Source organism: Streptomyces phaeofaciens, from assembly GCF_014648915.1.
GTDB classification, from domain to species: domain Bacteria; phylum Actinomycetota; class Actinomycetes; order Streptomycetales; family Streptomycetaceae; genus Streptomyces; species Streptomyces phaeofaciens.
Genome location: NZ_BMSA01000019.1, coordinates 125,919 through 150,729, shown reverse-complemented (window position 1 = coordinate 150,729; position 24,811 = coordinate 125,919). Strand labels below are relative to the sequence as shown.

General features: G+C 72.9%; 24 protein-coding genes. 10 read left to right on the top strand and 14 right to left on the bottom strand.

Annotated elements, in window-relative coordinates; all coding sequences use genetic code 11:
- Positions 1-36: 36 nt before the first annotated feature.
- Positions 37-1,203, bottom strand: a complete 1,167-nt coding sequence (locus IE275_RS28850; protein WP_189714404.1) for a serine hydrolase domain-containing protein — start codon at positions 1,201-1,203, stop codon at positions 37-39.
- On the bottom strand, positions 1,158-2,438 hold the full coding sequence (locus IE275_RS28845) for a multidrug effflux MFS transporter (RefSeq protein WP_189714402.1): 1,281 nt from the start codon (positions 2,436-2,438) through the stop codon (positions 1,158-1,160). The genes IE275_RS28850 and IE275_RS28845 overlap by 46 nt, the downstream gene beginning before the upstream one ends.
- 87 nt (positions 2,439-2,525) lie before the next feature.
- Between IE275_RS28845 and IE275_RS28840 the strand changes: the two genes are divergently transcribed.
- The 5 genes from IE275_RS28840 to IE275_RS28820 all read left to right on the top strand — a co-directional run bounded on the left by IE275_RS28840 (position 2,526) and on the right by IE275_RS28820 (position 7,307).
- Positions 2,526-3,527, top strand: a complete 1,002-nt coding sequence (locus tag IE275_RS28840) for a Gfo/Idh/MocA family protein (RefSeq protein WP_189714400.1) — start codon at positions 2,526-2,528, stop codon at positions 3,525-3,527.
- Between the two features lie 74 nt (positions 3,528-3,601).
- Positions 3,602-4,234: a TetR/AcrR family transcriptional regulator gene (locus IE275_RS28835; RefSeq protein ID WP_189714398.1), complete on the top strand. Its 633-nt coding sequence runs from the start codon at positions 3,602-3,604 to the stop codon at positions 4,232-4,234.
- Positions 4,235-4,374: 140 nt separating this feature from the next.
- Positions 4,375-5,106, top strand: coding sequence for a bifunctional DNA primase/polymerase (locus IE275_RS28830; RefSeq protein WP_189714396.1), 732 nt, complete (start codon positions 4,375-4,377; stop codon positions 5,104-5,106).
- Positions 5,107-5,532: 426 nt separating this feature from the next.
- The gene (locus IE275_RS28825; protein ID WP_189714394.1) at positions 5,533-6,441 is read left to right on the top strand and encodes a hypothetical protein; all 909 of its coding nucleotides are present in this window, start codon (positions 5,533-5,535) and stop codon (positions 6,439-6,441) included.
- A gap of 98 nt (positions 6,442-6,539) precedes the next feature.
- Complete coding sequence (locus IE275_RS28820; protein ID WP_229870670.1) at positions 6,540-7,307, top strand: calcium-binding protein; 768 nt, start codon at positions 6,540-6,542, stop codon at positions 7,305-7,307.
- A 57-nt stretch (positions 7,308-7,364) separates the two neighbouring features.
- Here the strand turns inward: IE275_RS28820 and IE275_RS28815 are convergent, their stop codons facing one another.
- From IE275_RS28815 to IE275_RS28790, 6 genes are all read right to left on the bottom strand, one after another.
- Entirely contained in the window at positions 7,365-8,378 is a 1,014-nt protein-coding gene (locus tag IE275_RS28815; protein WP_189714383.1) for an SCO2278 family lipoprotein, read from the bottom strand.
- Complete coding sequence (gene efeU / locus IE275_RS28810; protein ID WP_189714380.1) at positions 8,326-9,210, bottom strand: iron uptake transporter permease EfeU; 885 nt, start codon at positions 9,208-9,210, stop codon at positions 8,326-8,328. The genes IE275_RS28815 and efeU overlap by 53 nt, the downstream gene beginning before the upstream one ends.
- Positions 9,211-9,213: 3 nt before the next feature.
- On the bottom strand, positions 9,214-10,461 hold the full coding sequence (efeB, locus tag IE275_RS28805; protein ID WP_189714378.1) for an iron uptake transporter deferrochelatase/peroxidase subunit: 1,248 nt from the start codon (positions 10,459-10,461) through the stop codon (positions 9,214-9,216).
- 16 nt (positions 10,462-10,477) lie between these two features.
- Entirely contained in the window at positions 10,478-11,629 is a 1,152-nt protein-coding gene (gene efeO, locus IE275_RS28800; RefSeq protein WP_189714376.1) for an iron uptake system protein EfeO, read from the bottom strand.
- A 189-nt stretch (positions 11,630-11,818) separates the two neighbouring features.
- On the bottom strand, positions 11,819-12,637 hold the full coding sequence (locus tag IE275_RS28795) for a heme ABC transporter ATP-binding protein (protein ID WP_189714374.1): 819 nt from the start codon (positions 12,635-12,637) through the stop codon (positions 11,819-11,821).
- A gap of 64 nt (positions 12,638-12,701) precedes the next feature.
- Positions 12,702-13,787: a FecCD family ABC transporter permease gene (locus tag IE275_RS28790; RefSeq protein WP_189714372.1), complete on the bottom strand. Its 1,086-nt coding sequence runs from the start codon at positions 13,785-13,787 to the stop codon at positions 12,702-12,704.
- 64 nt (positions 13,788-13,851) lie between these two features.
- Between IE275_RS28790 and IE275_RS28785 the strand changes: the two genes are divergently transcribed.
- Complete coding sequence (locus IE275_RS28785) at positions 13,852-14,496, top strand: PhzF family phenazine biosynthesis protein (protein WP_189714370.1); 645 nt, start codon at positions 13,852-13,854, stop codon at positions 14,494-14,496.
- Positions 14,497-14,584: 88 nt separating this feature from the next.
- Here the strand turns inward: IE275_RS28785 and IE275_RS28780 are convergent, their stop codons facing one another.
- Entirely contained in the window at positions 14,585-15,232 is a 648-nt protein-coding gene (locus tag IE275_RS28780) for a biliverdin-producing heme oxygenase (RefSeq protein ID WP_189714368.1), read from the bottom strand.
- 165 nt (positions 15,233-15,397) lie between these two features.
- Entirely contained in the window at positions 15,398-16,255 is an 858-nt protein-coding gene (gene map, locus IE275_RS28775) for a type I methionyl aminopeptidase (protein WP_189714363.1), read from the bottom strand.
- Positions 16,256-16,312: 57 nt separating this feature from the next.
- Here map and IE275_RS28770 point away from each other — a divergent pair, with 57 nt between their 5' ends.
- A complete protein-coding gene (locus IE275_RS28770; protein WP_189714361.1) occupies positions 16,313-16,546 on the top strand; it encodes a hypothetical protein in 234 nt (77 codons plus the stop codon).
- 57 nt (positions 16,547-16,603) lie between these two features.
- Here the strand turns inward: IE275_RS28770 and IE275_RS28765 are convergent, their stop codons facing one another.
- Positions 16,604-17,212, bottom strand: coding sequence for a hypothetical protein (locus tag IE275_RS28765; protein ID WP_189714359.1), 609 nt, complete (start codon positions 17,210-17,212; stop codon positions 16,604-16,606).
- A 103-nt stretch (positions 17,213-17,315) separates the two neighbouring features.
- Between IE275_RS28765 and npdG the strand changes: the two genes are divergently transcribed.
- Together npdG and IE275_RS28755 are read left to right on the top strand one after the other, a co-directional pair.
- Positions 17,316-18,032 carry an NADPH-dependent F420 reductase gene (npdG, locus tag IE275_RS28760; RefSeq protein ID WP_189714356.1) on the top strand — a complete coding sequence of 239 codons (717 nt, stop codon included), beginning with the start codon at positions 17,316-17,318 and terminating at the stop codon, positions 18,030-18,032.
- A 68-nt stretch (positions 18,033-18,100) separates the two neighbouring features.
- Entirely contained in the window at positions 18,101-18,307 is a 207-nt protein-coding gene (locus tag IE275_RS28755; protein ID WP_189714354.1) for a hypothetical protein, read from the top strand.
- Here IE275_RS28755 and IE275_RS28750 read toward each other — a convergent pair.
- Positions 18,297-19,097 (bottom strand): site-2 protease family protein, encoded by an 801-nt coding sequence (locus IE275_RS28750; protein ID WP_189714353.1) that lies wholly within the window; start codon positions 19,095-19,097, stop codon positions 18,297-18,299. The genes IE275_RS28755 and IE275_RS28750 overlap by 11 nt on opposite strands.
- 172 nt (positions 19,098-19,269) lie before the next feature.
- Here IE275_RS28750 and IE275_RS28745 point away from each other — a divergent pair, with 172 nt between their 5' ends.
- Positions 19,270-22,776 (top strand): AfsR/SARP family transcriptional regulator, encoded by a 3,507-nt coding sequence (locus IE275_RS28745; protein WP_189714352.1) that lies wholly within the window; start codon positions 19,270-19,272, stop codon positions 22,774-22,776.
- A 13-nt stretch (positions 22,777-22,789) separates the two neighbouring features.
- Here IE275_RS28745 and IE275_RS28740 read toward each other — a convergent pair whose 3' ends face one another.
- Both IE275_RS28740 and IE275_RS28735 read right to left on the bottom strand, forming a co-directional pair.
- Positions 22,790-23,686: an ABC transporter permease gene (locus IE275_RS28740; protein ID WP_229870668.1), complete on the bottom strand. Its 897-nt coding sequence runs from the start codon at positions 23,684-23,686 to the stop codon at positions 22,790-22,792.
- Positions 23,683-24,708, bottom strand: coding sequence for an ATP-binding cassette domain-containing protein (locus IE275_RS28735; protein WP_189714351.1), 1,026 nt, complete (start codon positions 24,706-24,708; stop codon positions 23,683-23,685). Before IE275_RS28735 ends, IE275_RS28740 begins: the two co-directional genes overlap by 4 nt.
- Positions 24,709-24,811 lie beyond the last annotated feature (103 nt).

The window sequence follows — 24,811 nt, the reverse complement described above, 5'->3', positions numbered from 1 at the left end:
GATTTTACGAGGCGCCCGGTGCCGTGCGGACCGCCGTCACCGCACCGCCATGGCCATCCGCGTCGCCACCAGCGCCCGCGGCGCGCTGTCCGGCTGTCTGCGGACGGGATGCACCGTGTTCGCCAGCAGCACCACGAACGTGTCCGTCGCCGGGTCCAGGACCAGCGAGGTCCCCGTGAAGCCCGTGTGACCGGCCGCGCCCTCACCCGCCAGTTCGCCCATGAACCACGGCTGGTCCACCGCGAAGCCCAGGCCGGGCGGGGTCAGCAGCAGCTCCACGAAGTCCGGTCCGAGGATGCGCGCGGGGCCGTAGGAGCCGCCCGCCAGCAGCGTGCGGCAGAACACCGCCAGATCGCGGCCGGTGGAGAACAGGCCCGCGTGACCGGCCACGCCGCCCAGCGCCCAGGCGTTCTCGTCGTGCACCACCCCCCGCAGCATCCCCCGGTCCGCCTTGCCCCACGGCCGCCGCTGGTCCTCGGTGGCCGCCGCGCCGGGGCAGGGCCCGAAGCCGGTCGCCGTCATGCCCAGCGGCCGGGTGATCCCGCCGTGCACCAGGACGTCCAGGGTGCGGCCGGTGAGCCGCTCCAGGAGATGCTGGAGGAGCAGCATGTTCAGGTCGGAGTACCGGTAGGTGCCCGGCTCGGCCACCGGCGCCTCCGCGCGCAGCACGTCCAGCCGCTCGGCGTCGTCCGCGTACGAGTACAGCGGCAGCTCGGGACGCAGCCCGGAGGTGTGGGTGAGCAGCTGGCGGACGGTGATGTCGTGGGCGGCGGCCGCACGGAAGTCCGGCAGATACGCGCCGACCCGCGCGTCGATGCCGAGCGTGCCGCGCTCGATCTGCTGCACCGCCGCGACGGACGTGAACAGTTTGGTGAGGGAGGCCAGGTCGAAGGGTGTGTCGACGGTCGTCGGGACCCGCCGCGCCGCCGGCAGCTCCACCCCGGCGTCGGCCTTCGGGTCGTAGGCCGAGTACCGCACCGCCCAGCCCACCGCCTCCTGCACGGCGATCACCGGGCCGCGCCCGGCGACCACGACGGCGCCCGGCGCCCACGGCCGGTCACCTGCGGTGAGGTCCGCCACATCGCGCACCAGAAGGCGCGTTTCCTCGGGGTCGAGCCCGGCCCGTTCCGGGGTGTCGACGCGCAGTCTCGGTGCGCTCAGTTCCCTGCTCCTTCCGCCCCCGCCGTTGTCCAGGGACGGCACATTCCCACGAAGAAGGCCAGCGCCACCAGTGCCGCCGCCAGTTGGACGACGGCCATCGGGACGGCGGTGCGCTCCCCGGCGATCCCGACGAGCGGGGAGGCGATCGCGCCGATGAGGAACGACGACGTCCCGAGGAGCGCGGAGGCGGACCCCGCCGAGTGCCGGACCCGCATCAGGGCGAGGGTCTGCGCGTTGGGCAGCGTCACGCCCATGGCGGACATCAGCACGAACAGCGCGGCCGCCACCGGGGCCAGCCCGATCTCGCCGAACACCCCGGCCGACATCAGCAGCAGGGCGGCGGCGGCCAGCGCGATCACCGTCAGCCCGGCCGCCAGCACCCGGTCCAGCCGGACCCGGCCCACCAGCACCTTGCCGTTGATCTGCCCGACCACGACCAGGCCCACCGAGTTCGCGCCGAACAGCAGACCGAACGTCTGCGGGGAGGCGCCGTAGATCTCCTGCACCACGAACGGCGAGGCCGAGATGTACGCGAAGAGCGCCGCGAAGGCGAAGCCGCCGGTCAGCATGTAGCCGGTGAAACGCCGGTCGGCGAGGAGCCGGCGCATCGAGCGCAGCGCCTCCCCGACCCCGCCCGCGTGCCGGTCGGCGGGCTCCAGCGTCTCCGGCAGCCGCGCCCACACCAGCCCGGCCAGCGCCAGCCCCACCGCCGTGAGCAGTACGAACACACCCCGCCAGTCCGTCGCCCGCAGGATCTGCGCGCCGATCAGCGGCGCCACCACCGGCGCGACCCCGGAGATCAGCATGAGCGTGGAGAAGAACCGGGCCATCGCCACGCCGTCGTACAGGTCGCGGACGACGGCCCGCGCGATCACGATCCCGGCCGCGCCCGCGAGCCCCTGCACCAGACGGAAGGCGACCAGCAGCTCCACGGTCGGGGCGAGCGCGCACAGCGCGGTCGCCAGGACGTACACCACGAGCCCGGCGAGCAGCGGCCGCCGCCGGCCCCACCGGTCGCTCATCGGGCCCACCACCAGCTGCCCCAGCGCCATCCCGGCCAGACAGGCGGTCAGGGTGAGCTGGACGGTCGCGGCGGGCGCGTGCAACTGGCGGGTGACCTCCGGCAGCGCCGGCAGGTACATGTCCATCGACAGTGGGGGAGTCGCGGTCAGCCCGCCCAGGACCAGGGTGACGAGCAGCCCCGTCCGCCGTCGCGCACGCGACGGCGGCACCACAGCCACCTGCGTCACCTCGGGTATCGCCCCGCCCTCGGGCATCAGGCAGCCCCTCCCTCTCCGACATCTGCGGCACCTATGCTCTCAGCTCGAACAGACTGCTGGTACGGGCGCGAGGACGGGCGGGACATGACGACGGACACGGTGCGGTGGGGAATCCTGGCGACCGGCGGGATCGCCGCCGCGTTCACGGCGGACCTGATCGACCTGCCGGACGCGGAGGTCGTGGCGGTCGCCTCGCGCACCGAGACCTCCGCGCGGGCGTTCGCCGAGCGGTTCGGGATCCCCCGGGCCTACGGCGACTGGGAGGCGCTCGCCCGGGACCCGGACATCGATGTCGTCTACGTCGCCACCCCGCACTCCGCCCACCGGGCCGCCGCGGGGCTCTGCCTGGAGGCAGGGCGGGCCGTGCTGTGCGAGAAGCCGTTCACGCTGAACGTGCGCGAGGCCGGGGAACTCGTCGCGCTGGCCCGGCAGGAGGGCCGCTTCCTGATGGAGGCCATGTGGATGTACTGCAACCCGGTCGTCCGCCGGCTGAAGGCCCTCGTCGACGACGGCGCGATCGGTGACGTCCGCACCGTCCAGGCCGACTTCGGCCTGGAGGGCCCCTTTCCGCCCTCGCACCGGCTGCGCGACCCCGAGCAGGGCGGCGGCGCCCTGCTCGACCTCGGCGTCTACCCGGTCTCCTTCGCCCACCTGCTGCTCGGCGAGCCGGCCGGGATCTCCGCGCAGGCCGTGCTCTCCGCCGAGGGCGTCGACCTCCAGACCGCGCTCGCCCTGTCCTGGGACTCCGGCGCGCTGGCCGCCCTGCACTGCTCGGTGACCGGCGGCACCGGGACCACCGCCTCGGTCACCGGCTCGCGCGGCCGGATCGACATCCCGTCCGGCTTCTTCCACCCTGACCGGTTCGTGCTGCACCGCGCCGGCCGCGACCCCGAGGAGTTCACCGCCGACCCGGCCGACGGCTCCCGCACCACCCTCCGGCACGAGGCCCGCGAGGTCATGCGCGCGCTGCGGGCCGGCGAGACCGAGTCCCCGCTCGTCCCGCTCGACGGCACCCTCGCCGTGATGCGCACCCTGGACACGGCCCGGCAGCGGATCGGGGTGCGCTACCCGGGAGAGCCGGCCTGAGCCCACGGGCCCGCCCGAGCCCGCCGGGCCCATTGGCGAGACGCCCCGTCTCATGGGCTTGGTACCGTCGACCCATGGTCACCAAGCCCGCCAAGGCCGCCCCCGACACCGCCCGCCGCAGCGAGAAGTCCCGCCGCGCGATCTACGAAGCCGCCCTCGCCCTCGTCGGCGAGGTCGGCTACCCCAGGACCACCATCGAGGGGATCGCCGCCCGCGCCGGCGTCGGCAAGCAGACCATCTACCGCTGGTGGGGCTCCAAGGCCGACGTCCTGCTGGAGGCGTTCCTCGACCTCGGCGAGCAGTCCGCGCGGGAGGCGGGCGCGTCGGACCAGGAGCCGTACGCCATCCCGGACACCGGAGACCTCGCCGCCGACATCAAGGCCGTGCTGCGGGCCACCGTCGACCAGCTGAAGGATCCCCGGTTCGAGGCGCCCGCCCGCGCCCTGGCCGCCGAGGGCGTGGTCGACGAGGAGGCCGGCCGGAGGTTCACCAGCGCCCTGATGGAACCCAACATCCAGCTGTACGTCGACCGGCTGCGCTCCGCCCAGGAGGCAGGCCAGGTCCGCCCCGGGATCGACCCGCGCATCGCCCTGGAGTTCTTCATCTCCCCGCTCGCCCAGCGCTGGCTCCAGTACACCGGCCCGATCTCCTACGACTACACCGACACCCTCGTCGAGTACGCCCTGTACGGTCTCGCACCCCGCTGACCCCTACCGGCGCATCCGTACCTCTCACACCTCTCGTACCCCTCGTCCCACCTGCACCTTTTGACTGCACCGGACCCCCGATGCGCAGGATGGTGGGACCATGAGGCATGCTGTCCGCACCACAGCGAGGCGAGGGATAGATGAGCGCGGAGTTCGGCGCCCGGAGCGGCCTGCGGGCCAGGCTCACCCAGTGGCTGCGGGGAAGCGGCCCGGCGGAGGACGCCGACGACGGCGGCCGTGAGGCCCTGCTGCTCGCCGCCGCCGCGGCCGGACTGCCGCTCGCGCCCGCCGCCCACCCGGCCGCCGGTTACGGGTGCTCCTGCGACCGGGTCGGCTGTCCCACCCCCGCCCGGCATCCGGTGTCCTTCGCCTGGCAGACGCAGTCCACCACCGACCGGGCCCAGATCGAACGCTGGGCCCGGCACCAGCCGCGGGCCAACTTCATCACCGCGACCGGCATGACCCACGACGTCCTCGACGTCCCGCTGGAGGCCGGCGCCGAAGCCCTGGAGCGGCTCCTCGGCTCCGGTGTCGAGGTCGGCCCGGTCGCCGAGAGCGACGACGGCCGCATGCTGTTCTTCACCCTCACCCGGGGCACCCCCGAGGACGAGGACGAATGGTGGCCCTGTGAGCTGGACTGCCGCCCCGAGACCGTGGACGAGCATCCCGGTATGCGCTGGCACTGCCGCGGCTCGTACGTCCTCGTGCCGCCCGCCCGTCTCCCCGGCGACGACGGCCGGTCGGTCCACTGGCTCCGCGGCCCGGAGCACCCCCTCCCGGACCCCCTGAGCATCCTGGAAGCCCTGACGGACGCGTGCGCACGCCACGCGGGCGAGGGCCACGCGACCACGGCCTGGCCTCCCCGCCACTGACCGCCTCCGGCCCGGTCCGGTCCGGTACCCCTCTTCTCCGCGCCCGGCCGACCCTGCGCCCTGGTGTGCTCGTTTCCGCGCGTCGTGACGTGCCCGAAATGTGATGGTATGACCCGTTCGTATCCCATCCCCGCCCGCCCCTGTTCCGGCCCGGCGGGGTAATCGGTCGCTCGGCAGATTTCCCGCCAGTACTTGATCAATGTTCACCTTCCCTGCTAAAGATCTTCACAGCTTGTTCGCAAGTGGTGTCGCCCCAGCTCACGGGCGCATCCCTGCTCTGTGATGCGACCGGGAGGGGACGGCGTGACCCGCTTACGAGGAGAAGCCGCGCAGTAGCGCCGCCGGGCGATGTGCCGGCGCGCCGGTCACCAGGCCGTGCCGTGCCGCCGGCCCTCTTCATCACCGCACCAGTAGGACGGGATACCCATGAGCCTTTTCAGCTGCTCGCACGGCCGCTACGGCGACTGTTTCGTCTGCTCCGCCGAGGAGACGACCAGTGCCGTCAACCGGCTGGCGGGCATCCAGGAGAGCCAGCTCCGGCTCCAGCGCGAGGTGATGGAGCAGCACAACCGGCGTCTGGAGCAGGAGACCCAGCTGCTGCGCAAGGCCGAGCAGGAGCGCGCGGACATGGAACGCCGACGCCTCGAACTCCAGGCGCGCGGCATTTGGGAGGCGCACGTCATGCGTCAGGCGGAGTCGCAGGGCGAGGACCCCCGCGAAGCCCTGCGGCAGGCCAATGTCCGCGAGGCCAGGCAGCTCGCCGCGGCGACGGAGCGGGAGACCTTCGCCGGCGATGAACTCCGTCAGGACCAGGCGCTTCTCGACCGGGCGCATCCGGGCGTCCTGTCCGGCCGCACCGCGGCCTGGGTGCGCATCGGCGTGGCCGTCCTGCTGATGCTGCCGTTCCTGTTCTCGCCGACCGGGTCTCTCGTCATGGGCCTGCTGGTGGGCGCGGCCGCCGGAGCCGGCTGGATCGCGTACCGGCGCACCCAGATGGCGGACGACGCCAAGTCGCTCGCGCTCGAACTCCCCGAGCCGACCTGGGCGATGGCCGGGTGTGCCGCCACCGGTGCCGTGTGGGCGGGCACCGCGTGCGCCGGCAGCAGCGCGGCGCTCGACCCGATCACCGCGCTGGCCGGCCTCCTCGTCCTCTACGTCCCCGTGACGTTCCTGGTCCGCAAGGGCGTGAAGAAGCAGAGCCCGTACATCCGGGCGGCGGCCGAACGGGTCGCCTTCTCCGCCGAGACGCACCGGCGGGCTCTGGAGCACCTCAGGGCGGTGTCGGTCAACCCGGCGGTCAGGGAGGGCCTCGTGCCCGCCACCCTGCTCGCCTGACGCGATCCCCTCATCACACAAGAGCCCGAGAACCCGAAGCACCCAGAACCCCAAGCACCCAAGCACCCAAGAACCCAAGAACCCAAGGACTCATGGACATGCGACACCTCATGCACGCCCGCACCCGCATCACCGTAGGAGCCCTCTCGGGAGCGCTGGCCCTGTCCGCTCTCGCGGCCCCCCTGGCGGACGCGGCGCCGGCCGCCACGGACGTCAAGAACATCGTTGTCAACAAGGGCAAGCCGGTGGTGATCGGCGTCAGCGGTTCGGTGACGGTGCCGGTCACCATGTCCGTGACCGGCGGCGCCAGCCACGGCGCGAGCGCGACGCTGTACCACGGAAGATGGCCCGACGCGACCGACGTCTGGGTGGACCCGGCCAAGACGTGCGGGGCCCACGCCGCCGACTACACCTGCTCGATGCAGTTCACCTTCACCGCGCGCAAGACGGTCAAGAAGAACGCGCAGGCCGGGGCCTGGGGCGTCGCCGCCTACGCGGTGGGCAACGCGAACGCGCAGCGGTTCCTGCCCGGTGTCTTCACCGTGGTCCGCGCCGCCCGGCTCACGGCCGACGCGACGCCGGAGCCGGTGAACAAGGGCAAGTCCCTCACGGTCAAGGGCCGGTTGACCCGCGCCAACTGGGAGACGGGCACCTACCTGGGCAATACGAACCAGACGGTCAGGCTCCAGTTCCGCAAGAAGGGGGCCACTGCCTACACCACCGTCAAGACCGTCAAGGCGGGCACCGACGGAGCCCTGAAGGCCACCGTCGCGGCCACCGCCGACGGTTACTGGCGCTGGTCCTTCGCCGGCACGGTCACCACGGGCCCCGCCACCTCCTCCGCCGACTACGTCGACGTGCGGTAGCGGCGCCCGTCGCGCTGGCCTCGCGGCGCCGGTGCCCCCGTCCGGGGGCGCCGGCGGCTACTCGCCCTTCGCCGCGGTCAGCCCCTCCAGCCGGCTGAGCACGGAGAGCTGCTGCCCGCCCGCCCCTCGCGGCGGGTCCAGCACGATCTCGTTCGCGACGAACTCCATCGTCAGGGACTGCTTGATCTCACCCGTCGTCAGCGCCGCCACGCTCTTGTTGGGCGTCGGCACCGCCGCCCCCGCCGCGGCGGTCTGCTTGACGTAGTGGTGCGTGCTGAAGAACACCAGCGCGCCGCCGTCCGCCGTCCGCAGCGCCAGCGGCGCGAAGTCGTCGTTCGTCAGCGGCTCGTCGATGTACTGCTGCACCAGCCCCGGCTTCGAGGAGTTCTTCGCGCGGGTGGCCCGCAGCACGCTGGTGTAGGTCCCGTCCTTGAACGCGTCGCCGCCGGACTTCAGATAGGTGGCGTAGTCCTGGCTCAAGTCCTTCGGGGCGACGGTCAGTCCGGCGGAGTCGGCGGGTACGGCCTCCGCCCAGCCGTCCTCGTCCTTCGTGAACTCCGGCAGCGCGCCCGGCGCCACCAGCGTCAGACAGGCCGCCTGCCACGGCTCGGACAGGTCACCGCGGGTGAACACCAGCACCCAGCGGGAGTCGCCGCCCTTGTTGGACTTGGCGTCCGCGACGAACCAGCGCGGCCAGCCCGCCTTCTTGGGGATCGTGTACGTCACGTCCGACAGCGCCAGCGGGGTGTGCTGCGGGTTGCCGCCGGGGTTGTTGGCCCGCCCGGCCTTCAGCCGCGCCGCGTCGATCGCCCCGAGGGCGCCGGTGGTGTACGGGGCGTCCAGAGAGGCGTCGTACGCCGCGTCCGCCTTGTTGTACGCGGTCGTGAACTGCTCCAGCGCCTTCGCGGCCTCCGCCCGGGTGGCCGCGGGGAGCACCTCGCGCTCCCCGTGGACCACCACGCAGCCGCTCGCCGTCAACGACAGAACGGTCGCCGAGGCCGCTATCAGCGCGCTCCGGTCAAGCCTGCGGAGCCTTCGAGGGCCGCGATCCCTGGTCGTCAGGTGCGTCATCAGGTGCCTTCACCTTCCCCTTCCCGGAGGCGAACCCTACCGGGGCGAGGAACAGCGCGAGCGTCGGGACCAGGTACAGCAGCCACACCGTGACCTGGAGGACGGTCGGGTCGGGCTGGAAGTTGAACACGCCCTTGAGCAGGGTGCCGTACCAGCTGTCCGGCGGGACGGTGCCGCTGATGTCGAACGCCTTGTCCGTCAGGCCGGGTACCCAGTCGGCTTCCTGGAGGTCGTGGATGCCGTACGCCAGCACGCCCGCGGCGACGACGACGAGCATGCCGCCGGTCCAGGTGAAGAACTTCGCGAGGTTGATCCTCAGCGCGCCGCGGTAGAACAGCCAGCCCAGGAGGACGGCGGTGGCCAGGCCGAGGGCCACGCCGATCAGCGGGCGCGGGGTGCCGTCACCGGCGGCGTGCACGGACGCCCAGACGAACAGGGCGGTCTCCAGGCCCTCCCGGCCGACGGCGAGGAACGCGGTGGCCACCAGCGCGCCGGTGCCCATCGCGAGGGCCGCGTCCAGCTTGCCGTGGAGTTCGGACTTCAGGTGCCGGGCGGTGCGCCGCATCCAGAACACCATCCACGTCACCAGCACGACCGCGAGGATCGACAGGGAGCCGCCGAGCGCCTCCTGCGCCTCGAACGTCAGCTCCTGGGAGCCGAACTCCAGGACGCAGCCGAAGCCCAGCGAGATCAGCACCGCGATGGCGATGCCGCCCCAGACGGGCTTGAGGGCGTCCCGGCGTTCGGTCTTGACCAGGTAGGCGATGAGGATGCAGACGACGAGCGAGGCCTCCAGGCCCTCCCGCAGTCCGATCAGGTAGTTGGAGAACACGGGCTACGCCTCCTCGGAGAACAGCGTCCGGCCCCACCAGTCGTCCTTGTCGCGGACGCCCGGCGGGACGGCGAAGACGGCCGAACCCACGTGCTGGATGTATTCGTTGAGCGCGTCGGTGGCGAGGTTGCGCTGGACGCGGACGAACCCTTCGCGCACGTCGCGCTGGTAGGCGAGGAAGAACAGGCCCGCCTCCAGGCGGCCGAGGCCGTCGGTGCCGTCGGTGAAGGAGTAGCCGCGGCGCAGGAGCGTCGAGCCGTTGTTGGAGTCGGGGTGGGCGAGGCGGACGTGCGCGTCGGGCAGCATCGCCTTCAGGAACGGCTCGTCGCGCTCCTTGGCCTTGCCGACCGGGGCGCCCTCGCCCTTGTCGCGGCCGAAGATGTCCTCCTGCTCCTGGAGCGAGGTGCGGTCCCAGGTCTCGATGTGCATCCGGATCCGCCGGGCGACGAGGTAGGAACCGCCGGTCATCCAGGCGGGCCCGTCCTTCTCGCCGACCCACACGAACTTGTCCAGCCGGTCGGTCTCGGTGCCCGCGATGTTGCGGGTGCCGTCCTTGAAGCCCATCAGGTTGCGTGGGGTCTGCGCGTCGGGCGTCGTGGAGGAGGTCTTGCCGAAGCCGAGCTGCGACCAGCGGATGACGACCTTGCCCATGCCGATCCGGGCCAGGTTGCGGATGGCGTGCACGGCGACCTGGGGGTCGTCCGCGCAGGCCTGGACGCACAGATCGCCGCCCGAGCGGGCCGCGTCGAGCGCGTCCCCGGCGAACTTGGGCAGGTCGATGAGCGCGTCCGGCCGCCGGTCCGTGAGCTCGAACTTCTCGAACAGGGACGGTCCGAAGCCGACGGTCAGGGTCAGCCGGGACGGCTTGAGGCCCAGCGCCTCGCCGGTGTCGTCCGGCGGCGCCTCGGGAAGACCGCCGTACCCGCCCTCCCCGACCGCCTTCCCGGCCGTCATCCGCCGGGCGGCCTCCGTCCAGTCCTTCAGCAGCCGGACGAACTCGGCGCGGTCCGTGGTGGTCACGTCGAACGCGGCGAAGTGCAGCCGGTCCTGGACCGGGGTGGCGATGCCGGCCTGGTTCGGTCCGTGGAAGGCGACGGCGGCGCCCGTCTCGGCGGCCGCCGGGTCGACGTCCTCGCCGGTGCGGGTCATCGCGACCGCGCCGCCCGCCGCGGCGGCGCCGAGCGCGAGCCCGGCACCGCCCCAGCCGATCAGCGCGCGCCGGGAGGGGATGCCGCTGCGGTCCTGAGTCATGTCCCTGTCCCCCGTTCTACTTCGCGACGGCGGCGGCGAGCTTGGACAGCGGCTCCGCGAGCGCGTTGACCGCGTCCGACAGCTCCTTGCGGTCCGCCTTGCCGACCTTGTCGTACGAGGTGAACGCGTACGACGACGTGTTCGGGCGGTACTTGTCCAGCAGCGCGTCCAGCGCGGCGAACTGCTTGTCCAGCTCGGTGACCAGGGCCGCGTCGTTCTCCTTCGCGACCGGCTTCAGCAGCTCGTAGGACTTCTGCGCGCCCTCGACGTTGGCCTTGAAGTCGACCAGGTCGGTGTGCGAGTAGCGCTCCTCCTCGCCGGTGACCTTGCCGGTGGCGACCTCGTCGAGCAGTTCCTTGGCGCCGTTGGCCATGGAGGTCGGGGTGATCTCGGCCTTGCCGACCCGGTTCTGCCAGTCGGTCAGGTCGGTGATCAGCTGCTTGGCGAGGGTCTTGTCCGCGGCGGTGATCTTCTTGTCCTGCCAGAGGGACTTCTCCAGCCGGTGCCAGCCGGTCCAGTCCTTCGCCGGGTCCTGGCCCTCCTCCAGGCCGTCCTCGCGGACGTCGACCTTGGGGTCGATGTCGCCGAAGGACTCGGCGACCGGCTCGGTGCGCTCCCAGCCGATGCGGGAGGGGGCGTACGCCTTCTTGGCGGCCTCCAGGTCACCGGCCTCGACGGCCGCGGCGAAGGTCTTGGCCAGCGGCAGCGTGGCGTCGGCCTGCTCCTGCGCGTAACTGCGGTAGGCGGCGACGGCCTGGTCCAGGCGCGGGTCGCGCGCGGCGACCTTGCCGCCGGTGACCTTGAGGTCCTGGCGGATGCCGTCGCCCTTCATACCGGGCTTGCAGGCGATCTGGTACTCGCCGGCCTTCACCTCGGCGGTGACCCGCTGCTTGGTGCCGGGGCCGATGTTCTCCCGCTCGGTGACCACGCGGTCGTCCGGGAAGAGGACGTAGACCTCGGTGACCTTCGATCCCTTGTTCTCGATGGCCAGTTCGATGTGCCCGGCGGAGATCTGCTTCGCGGAGGTGGTGCACTTCGAGTCGGTGGCGGTCACGTTGATGACCCGGTCGCCGCTTTTCGCGTCGCTCTTCTCGGTGCAGCCGGTGACGGCGGTGAGGGCCGACACCACGGTGACGGCGGTGAGGACGGACAGTCTGGCGGCTCGCATGCGCGCTCCCGGCGGTGGCTGAAACATCACGTGACAGGGCTCACGCGGATTGGTGAGGCTGGCCTAACTTATCCAAGGCTTACCTGCGTAATACCCCACCGTGCAGTGATTCACCTCTCATAGACGCTGTAAGAGCACGACTCGATCACGGTGACTCAAAACGGACCCCAAGCAACAGTCAAAGGAGATTCAAAGATTCCGCTTGGGGGTGACCAGGAGTGCCCCGGTCCGGGGGTGCGGCACCACCTCGACGGGCTGCTCGTAGACCTCCGACAGCAGCCGCTCGGTGAACACCTCGCCCGGCGGCCCGTCCGCGGCGACCCGGCCCGCGTGCAGCACGGCGACCCGGTGCGCATAGGCGGCGGCGAGCCCCAGATCGTGCAGGACGACGACCACCGCGTCGCCCTCCCGCGCCCGTTCCCGGCACACCCGCAGCACCAACTCCTGGTGTTTCAGGTCGAGCGCGGCGGTCGGCTCGTCCAGCAGGAGCAGCGGGGCTCGCTGCGCGAGCACCCGGGCGAGTGCGACCCGGGCCCGCTCGCCGCCGCTCAGGGCGGAGAACGGCCGCCCGGCGAAGGCGCTCACCTCGGTCGCGGCCATCGCCTCGGCGATCGTCAGGTCGTCCTCGGCGGGCGAGGAGTCATGCGGTGCCCGCCCCATCCGGACCACCTCCGCCACGGTGAACGGGAAGGACAGTGCGGCGGCCTGCGGCAACACGGCCCGCCGCAGGGCCAGTTCCGGGGCGGACCACTCGCCGGCGGGCCTGCCGTGGATCCGTACGGTGCCCCGCGCCGCCGGCAGATCCGCGGCGAGCGCGCCGAGCAGGGTGGACTTCCCGGCCCCGTTGGGCCCGACCAGCGCGAGCACCTCCCCGGCCCGGACGTCGACGTCCACCCCGCACAGCACGTCCCGGCTCCCGAGCCGTACGTGGAGTCCGTCGGCGGCGGCGAGCACATCGCCCGGGGAGGCGGGCCCGGGGGGCGTCGGACGGGACCGGAGGAGTCTCATGCGCGGGCTCCTTGAGGAGGGGTGGGGGAGAGGGGGGCGCGGGTGGGGGCGGCGCTCGGCGGGCTCACGCCCAACCGCCCTGGCGGCGCCGCGTCCTGCGCAGCAGCCAGAAGAAGAAGGGGCTGCCCAGAAGCGCGGTCAGGACACCCAGCGGCAGCTCCGCCGGAACGGCTACCGTGCGGGCGGCCAGATCCGCCGCCAGCAGCACCAGCGCCCCGAGCAGCGCGCTTCCCGGAACCAGGAAGCGGTGCCCCGGCCCCGCCGCCATCCGCAGCAGGTGCGGGACGACCAGCCCCACGAAGCTGATGATCCCGGACACGCTCACCGCCGCCGCGGTCAGCAGCGCGATGACCAGGATCAGCACGATCCGCAGCCGTTCCACCTCCACCCCCAGATGACGGGCCGGCCGCTCGCCGAGCGCCAGCAGGTCAAGGCGGCGTGAGTACAGCGGCGCCAGTCCCAGCCCGACGACCGCGCACGGCAGCACCGCGAGCACCTTCGGCCAGGTCGCCTGGGAGAGCGACCCGAGCTGCCAGAAGGTGATCTGCTGGATCGCCGCCGCGTCCGCGAAGAACAGGAACAGCCCGATCAGCGCCCCCGCGAAGGCGTTCACGGCGATCCCGGTGAGGATCAGCGTGACCACCTCCGAGCGCCCGCCGGAACGCGACAGCGCGTAGACGAGCAGCACCGTGGCGAGCCCGGCGAGGAACGCGAACGCCGGCACGGTCCAGGTGCCGAGGAAGGTGATGCCGAACGCGATCGAGGCCACCGCGCCCACCGCCGCGCCCGCGGAGATCCCGATGACGCCGGGCTCGGCGAGCGGGTTGCCGAACACCCCCTGCATCAGCGCTCCGGCGCACCCCAGCGAGGCGCCCACGAGCAGGGCGAGCACGATCCGCGGGAAGCGCACGTTCCACAGCACCGACTCGGCGACCCGGTCCAGCCCGGCCCCGCCGAGCCCGGCCCGGTGCTGGAGCGAGGCCCACACGTCGCCGACCGGGATCGGGTACGCGCCCAGCGCCCCGGCCACCGGCACCAGCACGAGCAGCGCCGCCACCAGCCCGGCGCCGATCAGCCAGGCGGTGCCGCGTCCGCCGCGGGGCGCGGCTGCCGGAGCCGCGGCTTCGACTTGCTTGTCCAGGACGGTCATTGGGCAATCTTAGGTTAGCCTTACCTATATCAAGGTCGGGCTCGGGCGATGCTTCAATTTCCGGGTGACTGATTACGACGTGCTCCGCGTCTTCTGCGCGCCGAACGGCGGCTACGGCAACGAACTGGGCGTGGTCCGCGACGGCTCGGTCCTGCCCGACCGGAAGGACCGCCAGGACCTCGCGGCCAAGCTCGGCTTCAGCGAGACGGTGTTCGTCGACGACCCCGAGCGCGGCGTCATCGACATCTACACGCCCACCCTGCGCCTGCCCTTCGCCGGCCACCCCTGCGTGGGCACGGCCTGGCTGCTCGACGTGCCCGAGCTGGTCACCCCGGCGGGACTCGTCGGCGCCCGTCTGGACGGGGAGTTCAGCTGGATCGAGGCGCGGGCGGAGTGGGCCCCGCCGCGCACCCTGCGGCAGTACCCCACCGCCGCCGAGGTCGACGCGCTGCCCGTGCCGCCGCCCGGGGAGTGGATCTACGCCTGGGCCTGGGAGGACGAGCCGGCCGGCCGGATCCGCGCCCGTGGCTTCCCCGGCCGCGACGACGGCATCGAGGAGGACGAGGCGACCGGCGCGGCGGCGCTGCTGCTCACCGAACAGCTGGGCCGCGCCCTGAACATCACCCAGGGCGCCGGCTCCCAGATCCTCACCGCGCCGCAGCCCTACGGATGGGTGGAGATCGGCGGACGGGTGTTGCTGGAGCGCTGACCGTCCGGCCGTGCGCGGGCTCTCGCGCGGTTCCGGGCCCCCTCCGGCCGTGGGGAGGGGGCCGGTCGCGCGCCGGGAGGGGCCGTGCTCAGGCCGAGAGCGGGAACTCCTCGCCCAGCGCCCGGAAGACGGCCGTGTTCAGCGCGAAGGCGCGCTTGCACTCGGTCACGATCCGCTGCTTCTCCAGATCGTCCGCGCGCACCCCGTCCAGCAGTTCGCGGTAGCCCCGCTTGAACGCGGCCGGGTTGGTGATCTCCTCGAAGACGTAGAAGCGGACGCCGTCGCCCTTCTTCTCGAAGCCCCAGGTGCGCTCCGCCCGGTCGCGGATGATCTGCCCGCCGGAGAGGTCGCCGAGGTAGCGCGTGTAGTGGTGGGCGATGTAGCCGGCCGGCCACCGCGTCGCGCACTCCCGCACCCGGTCGGCGTACGCCCGGGTGGCCGGCAGGGCCGTCAGCCCGGACCGCCAGCCGGGGCCCCGCAGATGTGCCAGGTCCCGCTCCAGCGCGGTCAGCCGGTGCAGCTCGGGCCGGACGAAGGGGCCCGCCACCGGGTCCGACGCCAGCCGTCCGGCGTCGGCCTCCAGCGCCTCGTACACGAACCACAGCTGCTCGGTGTAGCGCGCGTAGGCGTCGACACCGAGTTTGCCGCCGAGCAGGTCGCTCATGAACGTCGAGGTCTCCGCCTCCACGTGCTGCTCGTGGGACGCCGTACGGATGAGTGTCGAGAACGAGTCCATGGGGCAGATTTTCTATGGTTAGGCTTACCTAAGTCAACGCTTTTGCCGACTCCCTGTCGGTAAAAACGTACCCGGAAAGCCCGCCGCGCTCACCTGGAGGCCGGGCGGTCATGCGAAAGGCCCGCCCTCCGGGGAGAGCGGGCCGTGCGGCGGGCGGACGCGAGGTCAGGGCAGGGTGAGGATCTCCGCGCCCGTCTCCGTCACCACCAGCGTGTGCTCGAACTGGGCCGTGCGGCGGCGGTCCTTGGTCACCACGGTCCAGCCGTCGTCCCACATGTCGTACTCGTGCGTGCCGAGCGTCAGCATCGGCTCGATCGTGAAGGTCATCCCGGGCCGCATGACGGTCGTCGCGTGCGGGCTGTCGTAGTGCGGGATGATCAGCCCCGAGTGGAACGACGTGCTGATGCCGTGCCCGGTGAAGTCCCGCACCACCCCGTACCCGAACCGCTTCGCGTACGACTCGATGACCCGCCCGATGATGTTGACCTGCCGGCCGGGCCTGACCGCCTTGATCGCGCGCTCCAGGGACTCCCGGGTCCGCTCGACCAGCAGCCGGCTCTCGTCGTCGACGTCACCCACCAGGTAGGTCGCGTTGTTGTCGCCGTGCACCCCGCCGATGTACGCGGTCACGTCCAGGTTGACGATGTCGCCGTCGCGCAGCACCGTCGAGTCCGGGATGCCGTGGCAGATCACTTCGTTGACGCTCGTGCACAGCGACTTGGGGAAGCCGCGGTAGCCGAGCGTCGAGGGGTAGGCGCCGTGGTCGCACATGTACGCGTGCGCGACCCGGTCCAGCTCGTCGGTGGTGACGCCCGGCGCGATCAGCTTCGCGGCCTCCGCCATCGCCTGCGCCGCGATCCGCCCGGCACGGCGCATCGCCTCGACGGTCTCGGGCGTCTGCACCTCCGGTCCGGAGTACGGCGTCGGCGCGGGCCTGCCGACGTACTCGGGCCGGCGGATGTTTCCGGGAACGGAACGGGTGGGGGACAGCTCCCCTGGAACGAGCAGCGACTGGCCAGACATGCAGCGAGTCTAACCAGCGGCCGTGGGGGAACATGTGGGTGGCGAGAGGAGCCGGTCATGCCGTTGTTCAAGAGGCGCGTCACGGGAAAACCGGGCGAGTGGTACTACTGCCTGGAGCACAAGAAGGTCGAGGAGGGGCCGGACTGCCCCGGCAAGGACCGCTTCGGCCCGTACGCCTCCCGCCAGGAGGCCGAACACGCCATGGAGAGCGCCCGCGAGCGCAACCTCCAGTGGGAGAACGACCCCAAGTGGCACGACGCCCCGGCGGGCGGAACCCCGGACGAGGACTGATCACCCGCCGGACGCCGCACCACCCGGACTCCGCCCGGAAGCCACCCGGAAGGGGCGTCACCACGGGGGAGGGGGCGGCGCCGTCAGCGACTCCGCCAGCCTCGACAGCCGGTCGCGCAGACTCCGGCGCGTCCTGCCGGGGCGGGCGTTCTCGCCGGCGGCCGCGCTCACCAGGTGCTGCACGGTGTCCAGGTCCAGCTCCGAGCCGTCCGGCACCGTCAGTGACTCGTGCGACAGGGCCGTGAGGTCTCCCTCGCCGGGCCCGAGCGCCAGCACCGTCACCCCCGCCCGGCGCGCGTCCGCCACCCGCTCCAGCAGAGCGGCGCCCCGCGCCGCGTCCTCCTGCGGCGACGCCACCAGCAGCGTCTCGCCCCGCCGGGCCGCCTCGATCCGGCCGAGGCCCACCGCGAGGTGCGCCGGGTCCGAGGGGCGCGCGTGATGCCGTACGAGCGTCGGCGCCAGCTCCGGCGTACCCGACCAGGCGGCCTCGTCCACCAGATGCGCCGCGAGATGCCAGGGCTCGTACTCCGCCGTCCCCACCAGCAGCAGCCCGCCCCCGTGCGACACCACCGACCCGCGCAGCACCGCGGCGAACCTCCGGGTGGCACCCAGCCACTCCGTCCCGGCGAGCACCTCGCGCAGCAGCGCGACCCGTACGGCGTCCATGGGCCCGCATCCTGCCCCAGCCGGCCGGCCGGGGCGGGCGGTTCGCCGTTCCTTCACCCGGCACGGCGAAAGGACCTCCCGGACCCCCACGTAAAGTCGGCCCATGACCTCTACCGACAGTGCACAGAACGCCCCCGCGAAGGCCCCCGCCAAGGACCCGTGGGACCTTCCCGACGTCTCCGGACTGGTCGTCGGCGTGCTCGGCGGCACCGGCCCGCAGGGCAAGGGTCTGGCCTACCGCCTCGCCAAGGCCGGCCAGAAGGTGATCATCGGCTCGCGCGCCGCCGACCGCGCGCAGGCCGCCGCCGAGGAACTCGGGTACGGCGTCGAGGGCGCCGACAACGCCGAGACCGCCCGCCGCAGCGACATCGTGATCGTCGCCGTCCCGTGGGACGGGCACGGCAAGACCCTGGAGTCCCTGCGCGAGGAACTGGCCGGCAAGCTCGTCGTCGACTGCGTCAACCCGCTCGGCTTCGACAAGCAGGGCGCCTACGCCCTCAAGCCGGAGGAGGGCAGCGCCGCCCAGCAGGCCGCCGCCCTGCTGCCGGACTCCCGGGTCACCGCCGCCTTCCACCACCTGTCGGCGGTCCTGCTCCAGGACCCGCGGATCGAGGAGATCGACACCGACGTGATGGTGCTGGGCGAGGAGCGCGCCGACGTCGAGATCGTGCAGGCGCTGGCCGGCCGGATCGCCGGGATGCGGGGCGTCTTCGCCGGGCGGCTGCGCAACGCCCACCAGGTGGAGTCCCTGGTCGCCAACCTGATCTCGGTCAACCGCCGCTACAAGGCCCACGCCGGGCTGCGCGTCACGGACGTCTGAGCGCATGGGGGACACTGGACGGCACAAGCCGGTGTCCCCCGGACAGGACCGACAGGAGAAACACCCCCATGCCCCCCGTGCCCCCGCCCGCCCGGTCCCGGCGACTCGCCGTGTTCACCCTCGTCGTCTGTCTCCTCGCGGTGGCCGCAGCCGTGATCTCCTTCGCGCGGGGCAGCTTCCTGGGGGTCGTGTGGGTGCTGCTCGCGGGCCTGACCTCCAACATGACCTGGTACTACATCAAGCGGGACAAGGCCCGGAAGTCCGTCACGGGCTGACCGCGCAGTACTCGCTCGTGCCCTCCCAGAAGCGGTAGAGGTTCTCGCCGCAGTAGCGGTGCAGCGCGTCCACGCCCAGCGCGTCCAGGATCGAGTAGATCGCCTGGAAGAACTCCCGGTTCACCCCCGGCACCATCAGCAGCGCGAACACGAACAGCAGCCCGAACGGCGCGAACGGCTCCACCTGGCGCCGCACGTTGTACGACAGCCAGGGCTCGATCACGCCGTAGCCGTCCAGCCCCGGCACCGGCAGGAAGTTCAGCAGCGCGGCCGTCACCTGCAACAGGGCGAGGAAGGCGAGCGCGTACCGGAAGTCCTGCGGCACGCCGTCCAGCGCGTCCAGCCAGAACGGGGCCGTGCACACCGCCGCGAACAGCACGTTGGTCAGCGGGCCGGCCGCCGAGACCAGACTGTGCCGCCACCGGCCCCGGATCCGCCCGCGCTCGATGAAGACCGCGCCGCCCGGCAGACCGATCCCGCCCATGATCACGAAGACCACGGGGAGGACGATGCTCAGCAGCGCGTGCGTGTACTTCAGCGGATTCAGCGTGAGGTACCCCTTCGCGCCGACCGAGATGTCCCCGCTGTGCAGGGCGGTGCGCGCGTGCGCGTACTCGTGCAGGCACAGCGACACGATCCAGCCCGCCGTCACGAACAGGAACACGGCGACACCGGGCCGCTCGGCGAAGCCGGTCCAGGTCGCCCAGCCGGTGACCGCCGTGACGGCCAGGATCCCGAGGAAGACGGGACTGATCCGCCGCTCGCTGTGGCGGGTGGTGACGGTGGTCATGGGGCTCCCCCGGGGACTCGTGCGCTCGCTCGGAACGGCCCGACCGTACCGGGCGTACGAGGAAAACGTCTCGCGGTGGGCCGGGGGTTCCATGGAAGGCTGATGATCCCCTCGTCAGGACACGACTCCACCGGGGCCGATCCCCGTGACCGCCCCGACGCCACCGGACAGAATGGACCCCGTGCGCTACCGCATCCTCGGCACCACCCAGGCGCTCCGCCCGGACGGCACCCCCGTCTCCGTCGGCGGGGCACGGCTGCGCGCCCTGCTGACCGTGCTGGCCCTGCGGGCCGGACGGAGCGTGCCCGCCGGCACGCTGGTGGACGAGGTGTGGGCCGGTGACCCGCCCGCCGACGCGACGGGCGCGCTCCAGGCACTGATCGGGCGGCTGCGACGGGCCCTCGGCGCGGACGCGATCGCCTCCGCGGCCGGCGGCTACCGGCTCGCCGCCGCGACCGACGCGGTCGACCTGCACCGCTTCGAACGGCTCACCGCCGACGGGCTGCGCGCCCTCGCCGACGGCGACCCCGCCAAGGCGGCCCCCCTCCTCGACGACGCCCTCGCCCTCTGGCAGGGACCGGCCCTCGCCGACCTGCCCGACCGCACCGCGGAGGCGGCCCGCCGCGAGGCCCGCCGGCTCGACGCGATACGGGCCCGGCACACCGCGGCGCTCGCCCTCGGCCACGCCGGGCAGTCGCTCCCCGAACTCACCGCCCTCTGCGACCTCCACCCCCTGGACGAACCCCTCCAGACCCTCCGCCTGCGCGCCCTGCGCGACACCGGCCGCCCCGCCGAGGCCCTCGCCGCCTACGACGACGTCCGCCGCCTCCTCGCCGACCGCCTCGGCTCCGACCCGGGACCCCAGCTCAGGGCCCTGCACACCGAGCTGCTCAACCCCGCCGCGCCGGCCACCGGGGCGGTGACCGCGGCCGGCCCCGGCCTCGCGCCGGGCGGTCGCCCCGCGGCCGGTTCCGCCGGGCCCGGGGCGGCGCCGGGCACGTCGTCCGGCCGTTCCCTGCCGCCCGCCGCCGCCCGCCCCGTCCCGCCCCCGGACGGCGTCGCCCGCCCGTCGGGCCCCGGCTCCCCGGCCGAACCGCCCCCCGGCAACCTCCGTGCCCGGCTCACCTCGTTCGTCGGGCGGGAGAGCGACATCGAGGTGATCCGCCAGGATCTGGCGGGGGCGCGGCTGGTCACCCTGTTCGGGCCCGGCGGGGCCGGGAAGACCCGGCTGTCGCAGGAGGTCGGGGAGTCCGTACGGGGTTCCCTGAAGGACGGGGTGTGGCTCGTCGAGCTGGCTCCCGTGGCCGACCCCGAGGCCGTGCCGCAGGCCGTCCTGACCGCCGTGGGAGCGCGCGAGACCGTGCTGTACGGGGCCGGGGCCGAGGAGATGCGGGCCGCGGCCGAGCGGCACGACGACCCCGTGGACCGGCTCGTCGAGCACTGCGCCCGCCGCCGGATGCTGATCGTCCTCGACAACTGCGAGCACGTCGTCGGCGCCGCCGCCCGGCTCGCCGCCGAGCTGCTGCAACGGTGCCCCGGCCTCACCGTCCTCGCCACCAGCCGGGAACCCCTCGGCGTGCCCGGCGAGCTGCTGCGGCCCGTGGAGCCGCTGCCGGAACCCGTCGCGCTGCGGCTGCTCGCCGACCGGGGCGAGGCCGCCCGGCCGGGCTTTCGGACGCAGGACGACCCGGACGCGTGCGCCGAGATCTGCCGGCGGCTCGACGGCCTGCCCCTCGCCATCGAACTGGCCGCCGCCCGGCTGCGGATGCTGACCCCCCGGCAGATCGCCGACCGGCTCGACGACCGCTTCCGCCTCCTCACCTCCGGCAGCCGCACCGTCCTGCCCCGCCAGCAGACCCTGCGCGCGGTCGTCGACTGGTCCTGGGACCTCCTCGACGAGGACGAACGCGACGTCCTGGCCCGGCTGTCGGTCTTCGCCCGCGGCTGCGACCTCGCCGCCGTCGAGGCGGTCTGCGGCCCGGACGCCGGCGGCCCGGATGCCGGCGGCCCGGCCGACGCCCCCGGCGCCGGGAGCGCCCTCGGCCCGCTCGGTTCCCTCGACGTGCTCGACCGCCTCGCCTCCCTCGTCGACAAGTCCCTGGTCGTCGCCGCCCCGGCCCCCGACGGCGCGATGCGCTACCGGCTCCTGGAGACCGTCGCCGAGTACGCCGCCGAACGGCTCGACGAGTCCGGCCACCGCCCCGACGCCGAACGCGCGCACCTGACGTACTACCGCGAACTCGCCCGCACCACCGAGCCGTTGCTGCGCGGCTCGCGCCAGCGCGCCGCCATCGAACGCTTCCAGCTGGAGTACGAGAACCTGCGCACCGCGCTGCGCCGGGTCGTGGCCGCCCGCGACGAGCAGGAGGGGCTGAGCCTCGCCCTCTCCCTCGTCGCGTACTGGCAGATGCGCGACCTGAGGATCGAGGCCCGCACCTGGTGCCGCGCGGTCATGGACCTCGGCCCCGACCCGTTCGCCGAACCCCTCCGCCCGGCCGCCCCCGTGTGGAAGTCCGCCATCGGCTCCCCGCCGCCGCTGACCGGCGAGGTGCTCGCGGAGGCCCGGCGCGGCATCCATCTCGCCCATCTGGCCTGCATGGACACCGAGCTGGGCGCCTGGCAGACCCCCCAGGCACAGGCCAAGCTGCGGGCCGTGGCCCAGACCTACACCCCCGGCCTCCCGCAGACCTGCCGCACCCCCGGGATGCTCTGGTTCTACGCCGTGATGCTGACCGGTGAGATGGACCGCATCCGCACCATCATCGACGCCAACGTCGCGACCTGCCGTGCCACCCCCGGCTTCGACTGGGAGCTGGCCTCCTGCCTGGAGATGCGCGCCAACCTGCTCGCCAACCGGTCCGACTGGGCGGGCGACGCGAGCGCGGACGCCGACGAGTCCCTGGAGATCTTCCGCCGCCTGGGCGACGCCTGGGGCGCGGCCGAGGCCCTCTCGGCCCGCGCCGAGTCCCGCGAACGGCTGGGCGACCATCTGGCCGCCGCCGCCGACTACGAGGAGGCCATGGCGCACGCCGAAGCCCTCGGCGCCCGCCACCAGAAGGCGGTGCTCGGCGCCCGGCTGGGCAGCGCACTGCTGGAGGCGGGGGAGGGCGAGCGGGGCGAGCGCCTGCTGCGCGAGGTGATCGAGAGCCGGGACGGCAGCACCAACGAGGCGATGCCCGCCGCCAGGATGTTCCTCGCCGGCTGGCTCGGCGTCACCGACCGCCGCGGTGAGGCCCGCGAGCAGCTGCGGCTGCTGCGCGAGGAGTTCGGCATCGCCCACTTCGTGATCTTCGACGCGTTCATCCTCGGTGCGGAGGCCTGGCTGGACGCGATCGACGGCCGCTACGAAGAGGCCCTGGTCACGGTCCGCAAGGCCCTGGAGCGGGGCGGCGACCGGCTCTCCATGAACATCGCCCCGCACATGCGTTCCTTCTACCTCTGCATCGCCGCCCTCGCCCTGGCCGGTGCCGACGGCGGCCGGCGGGCCCGGGCCGCCGCCCGCTGCCTGGGCTCGGCCGAGGCCCTGCTGCCCGGCAGCCATGCCCCCATCCGGCTGGAGCGCGAGTGCCGGACCCTGGCCCTCACCGAGGCCCGGGCCGCCCTGGGCGACGAGGCGTTCGAGGCCGCGTACGCCGAGGGCGGCGGCCTCTCCTACGAGGAGGCCGCCGCCCTGGTGTGACCCGCGGTGCCGGTCAGGCCTTGGTGCGGAACTTGTGGATGGCGACCGGCGCCATCAGCGCGGTGAGCCCCACCGACCAGGCCAGGGTCACCCACAGTCCGTGCGCGACCGGGCCGCCCACCATCAGTCCGCGCGCCGCGTCCGCGAGCGAGGACAGCGGGTTGTACTCGGTGAAGTTCTGGAGCCAGCCCGGCATCGAGGCGGTCGGCGCGAAGATCGACGAGCCGAACTGGAGCGGCATCAGCACCAGGAAGCCCATCGCCTGCACCGACTGCGCGCTCTTCATCGTCACGCCGAGGGTGAGGAACACCCACATCAGCGCCGAGCCGAACACGGTGGCCAGGCCCACGGCGGCGAACAGCCCCGGCCAGTGGGTGATGTCGAAGCCCACCAGCACGGCCACGATCATGAGGACCACGCAGGCGACCAGCATGCGCATGAGTTCCACCACGATCTTGGCGAACAGCACCGAGCCGCGCCCGATCGGCAGCGACCGGAACCGGTCCATGACCCCGGAGTTGAAGTCCGTGTTGAAGCCGGTGCCCACGCCCTGGGCCATGTTCATCCCCATCATGGCCAGCAGCCCGGGGACGACGTACTGCACGTACGCCTCCTGGCCGCCGCCCAGCGACTGCCCGATGGAGCCGCCGAAGACGTACACGAAGAGCAGGGTGAAGATCACCGGGAAGAGGATGGCGTCGAACATCGACTCCGGGTCCTGCCGGATCCACAGCAGGTTGCGGCGGATCAGCGCGCCGGTGTGACGCAGATGGCTGCGCAGCGGGATGCGCGAGTCGGCGTCGCCGACGGCGGCGGTGACCGCGGGGGCCGTCGCGGGGGTGATCGTGTCCGAAGGGGTGGCGCGAAGCGCCTCGTTCAGGGTGGTGGTGGGTGACGGGCGGGCGCTCATACGGCGACCTCCTCGCGGGTGTCGGTGGGGACGGTGTCCTGCGGGGCACTGGCACGGTGGCCGGTGAGGGACAGGAACACCTCGTCCAGGCTGGGCAGTTCGGTGGTGAGGGAGGAGAGCGTGATGCCGCGCGCGGTGACCGCGGCGACGACGGCGGTCAGCTGCTCGTCGCTCAGCACCGGCACCAGGACCGAGCCGCGCTCGGTGTCCACGACGGTGGCGGCGAGGCCCGTGATGCCGAGGCCGTCGAGCGCGCGGGCCAGCGGGCGCAGATGGATCGGGTCGGCGGGGCGGATCCGCAGCGTCCGGCCGCCGACCTTGGCCTTCAGCTCCTCGATGCCGCCGTTCGCGATGACCTTGCCGCGGTCGACGACGGTCAGCTCGGAGGCCAGCTGCTCGGCCTCCTCCATGTACTGGGTGGTCAGCAGGACGGTCACCCCGTCCCCGACCATCGCCTTCACCTCGTCCCACACCTCGTTGCGGGTGCGCGGGTCGAGGCCGGTGGTCGGCTCGTCCAGGAACAGCACGGCGGGCCGGCCGATCATGGACGCGGCGAGGTCGAGCCGGCGCCGCATACCGCCGGAGTACGTGCCCGCCGGGCGCTTGCCGGCCTCGGTGAGGGAGAAGCGTTCCAGCAGCTCGTCCGCCCGTCCCCGCGCGTCCTTGCGGGACAGGTCGAGGAGGCGCCCGATGAGGTACAGGTTCTCCCACCCGGGGAGCTTCTCGTCCACGGAGGCGTACTGCCCGGTCAGCCCGATCACCCTGCGCAGCTGCCGGGGCTGCCGTACGACGTCGTAGCCGACGACGGTCGCCCGGCCGGCGTCGGGGGCGAGGAGGGTGGACAGGATCCGCACCAGGGTGGTCTTGCCGGCCCCGTTCGGGCCGAGCACCCCCATCACGGTGCCCTCCCGTACGTCGAGGTCGACACCGTCCAGTGCCCTGGTCTCGCCGTAGTGCTTGACCAGCCCCCGAACGGTCACGGCGCTCGTGGCGCCACTGGGTTTCGTGTCGATTCGCGTCATGCCGTCAACGATGCCGACCCGTACCGACAAACCGCCGACATCCCGCCGACAGCCACCGACAGCCACCGACAGGCACCGATATGTGCGGCAGCCCGCCGACTGG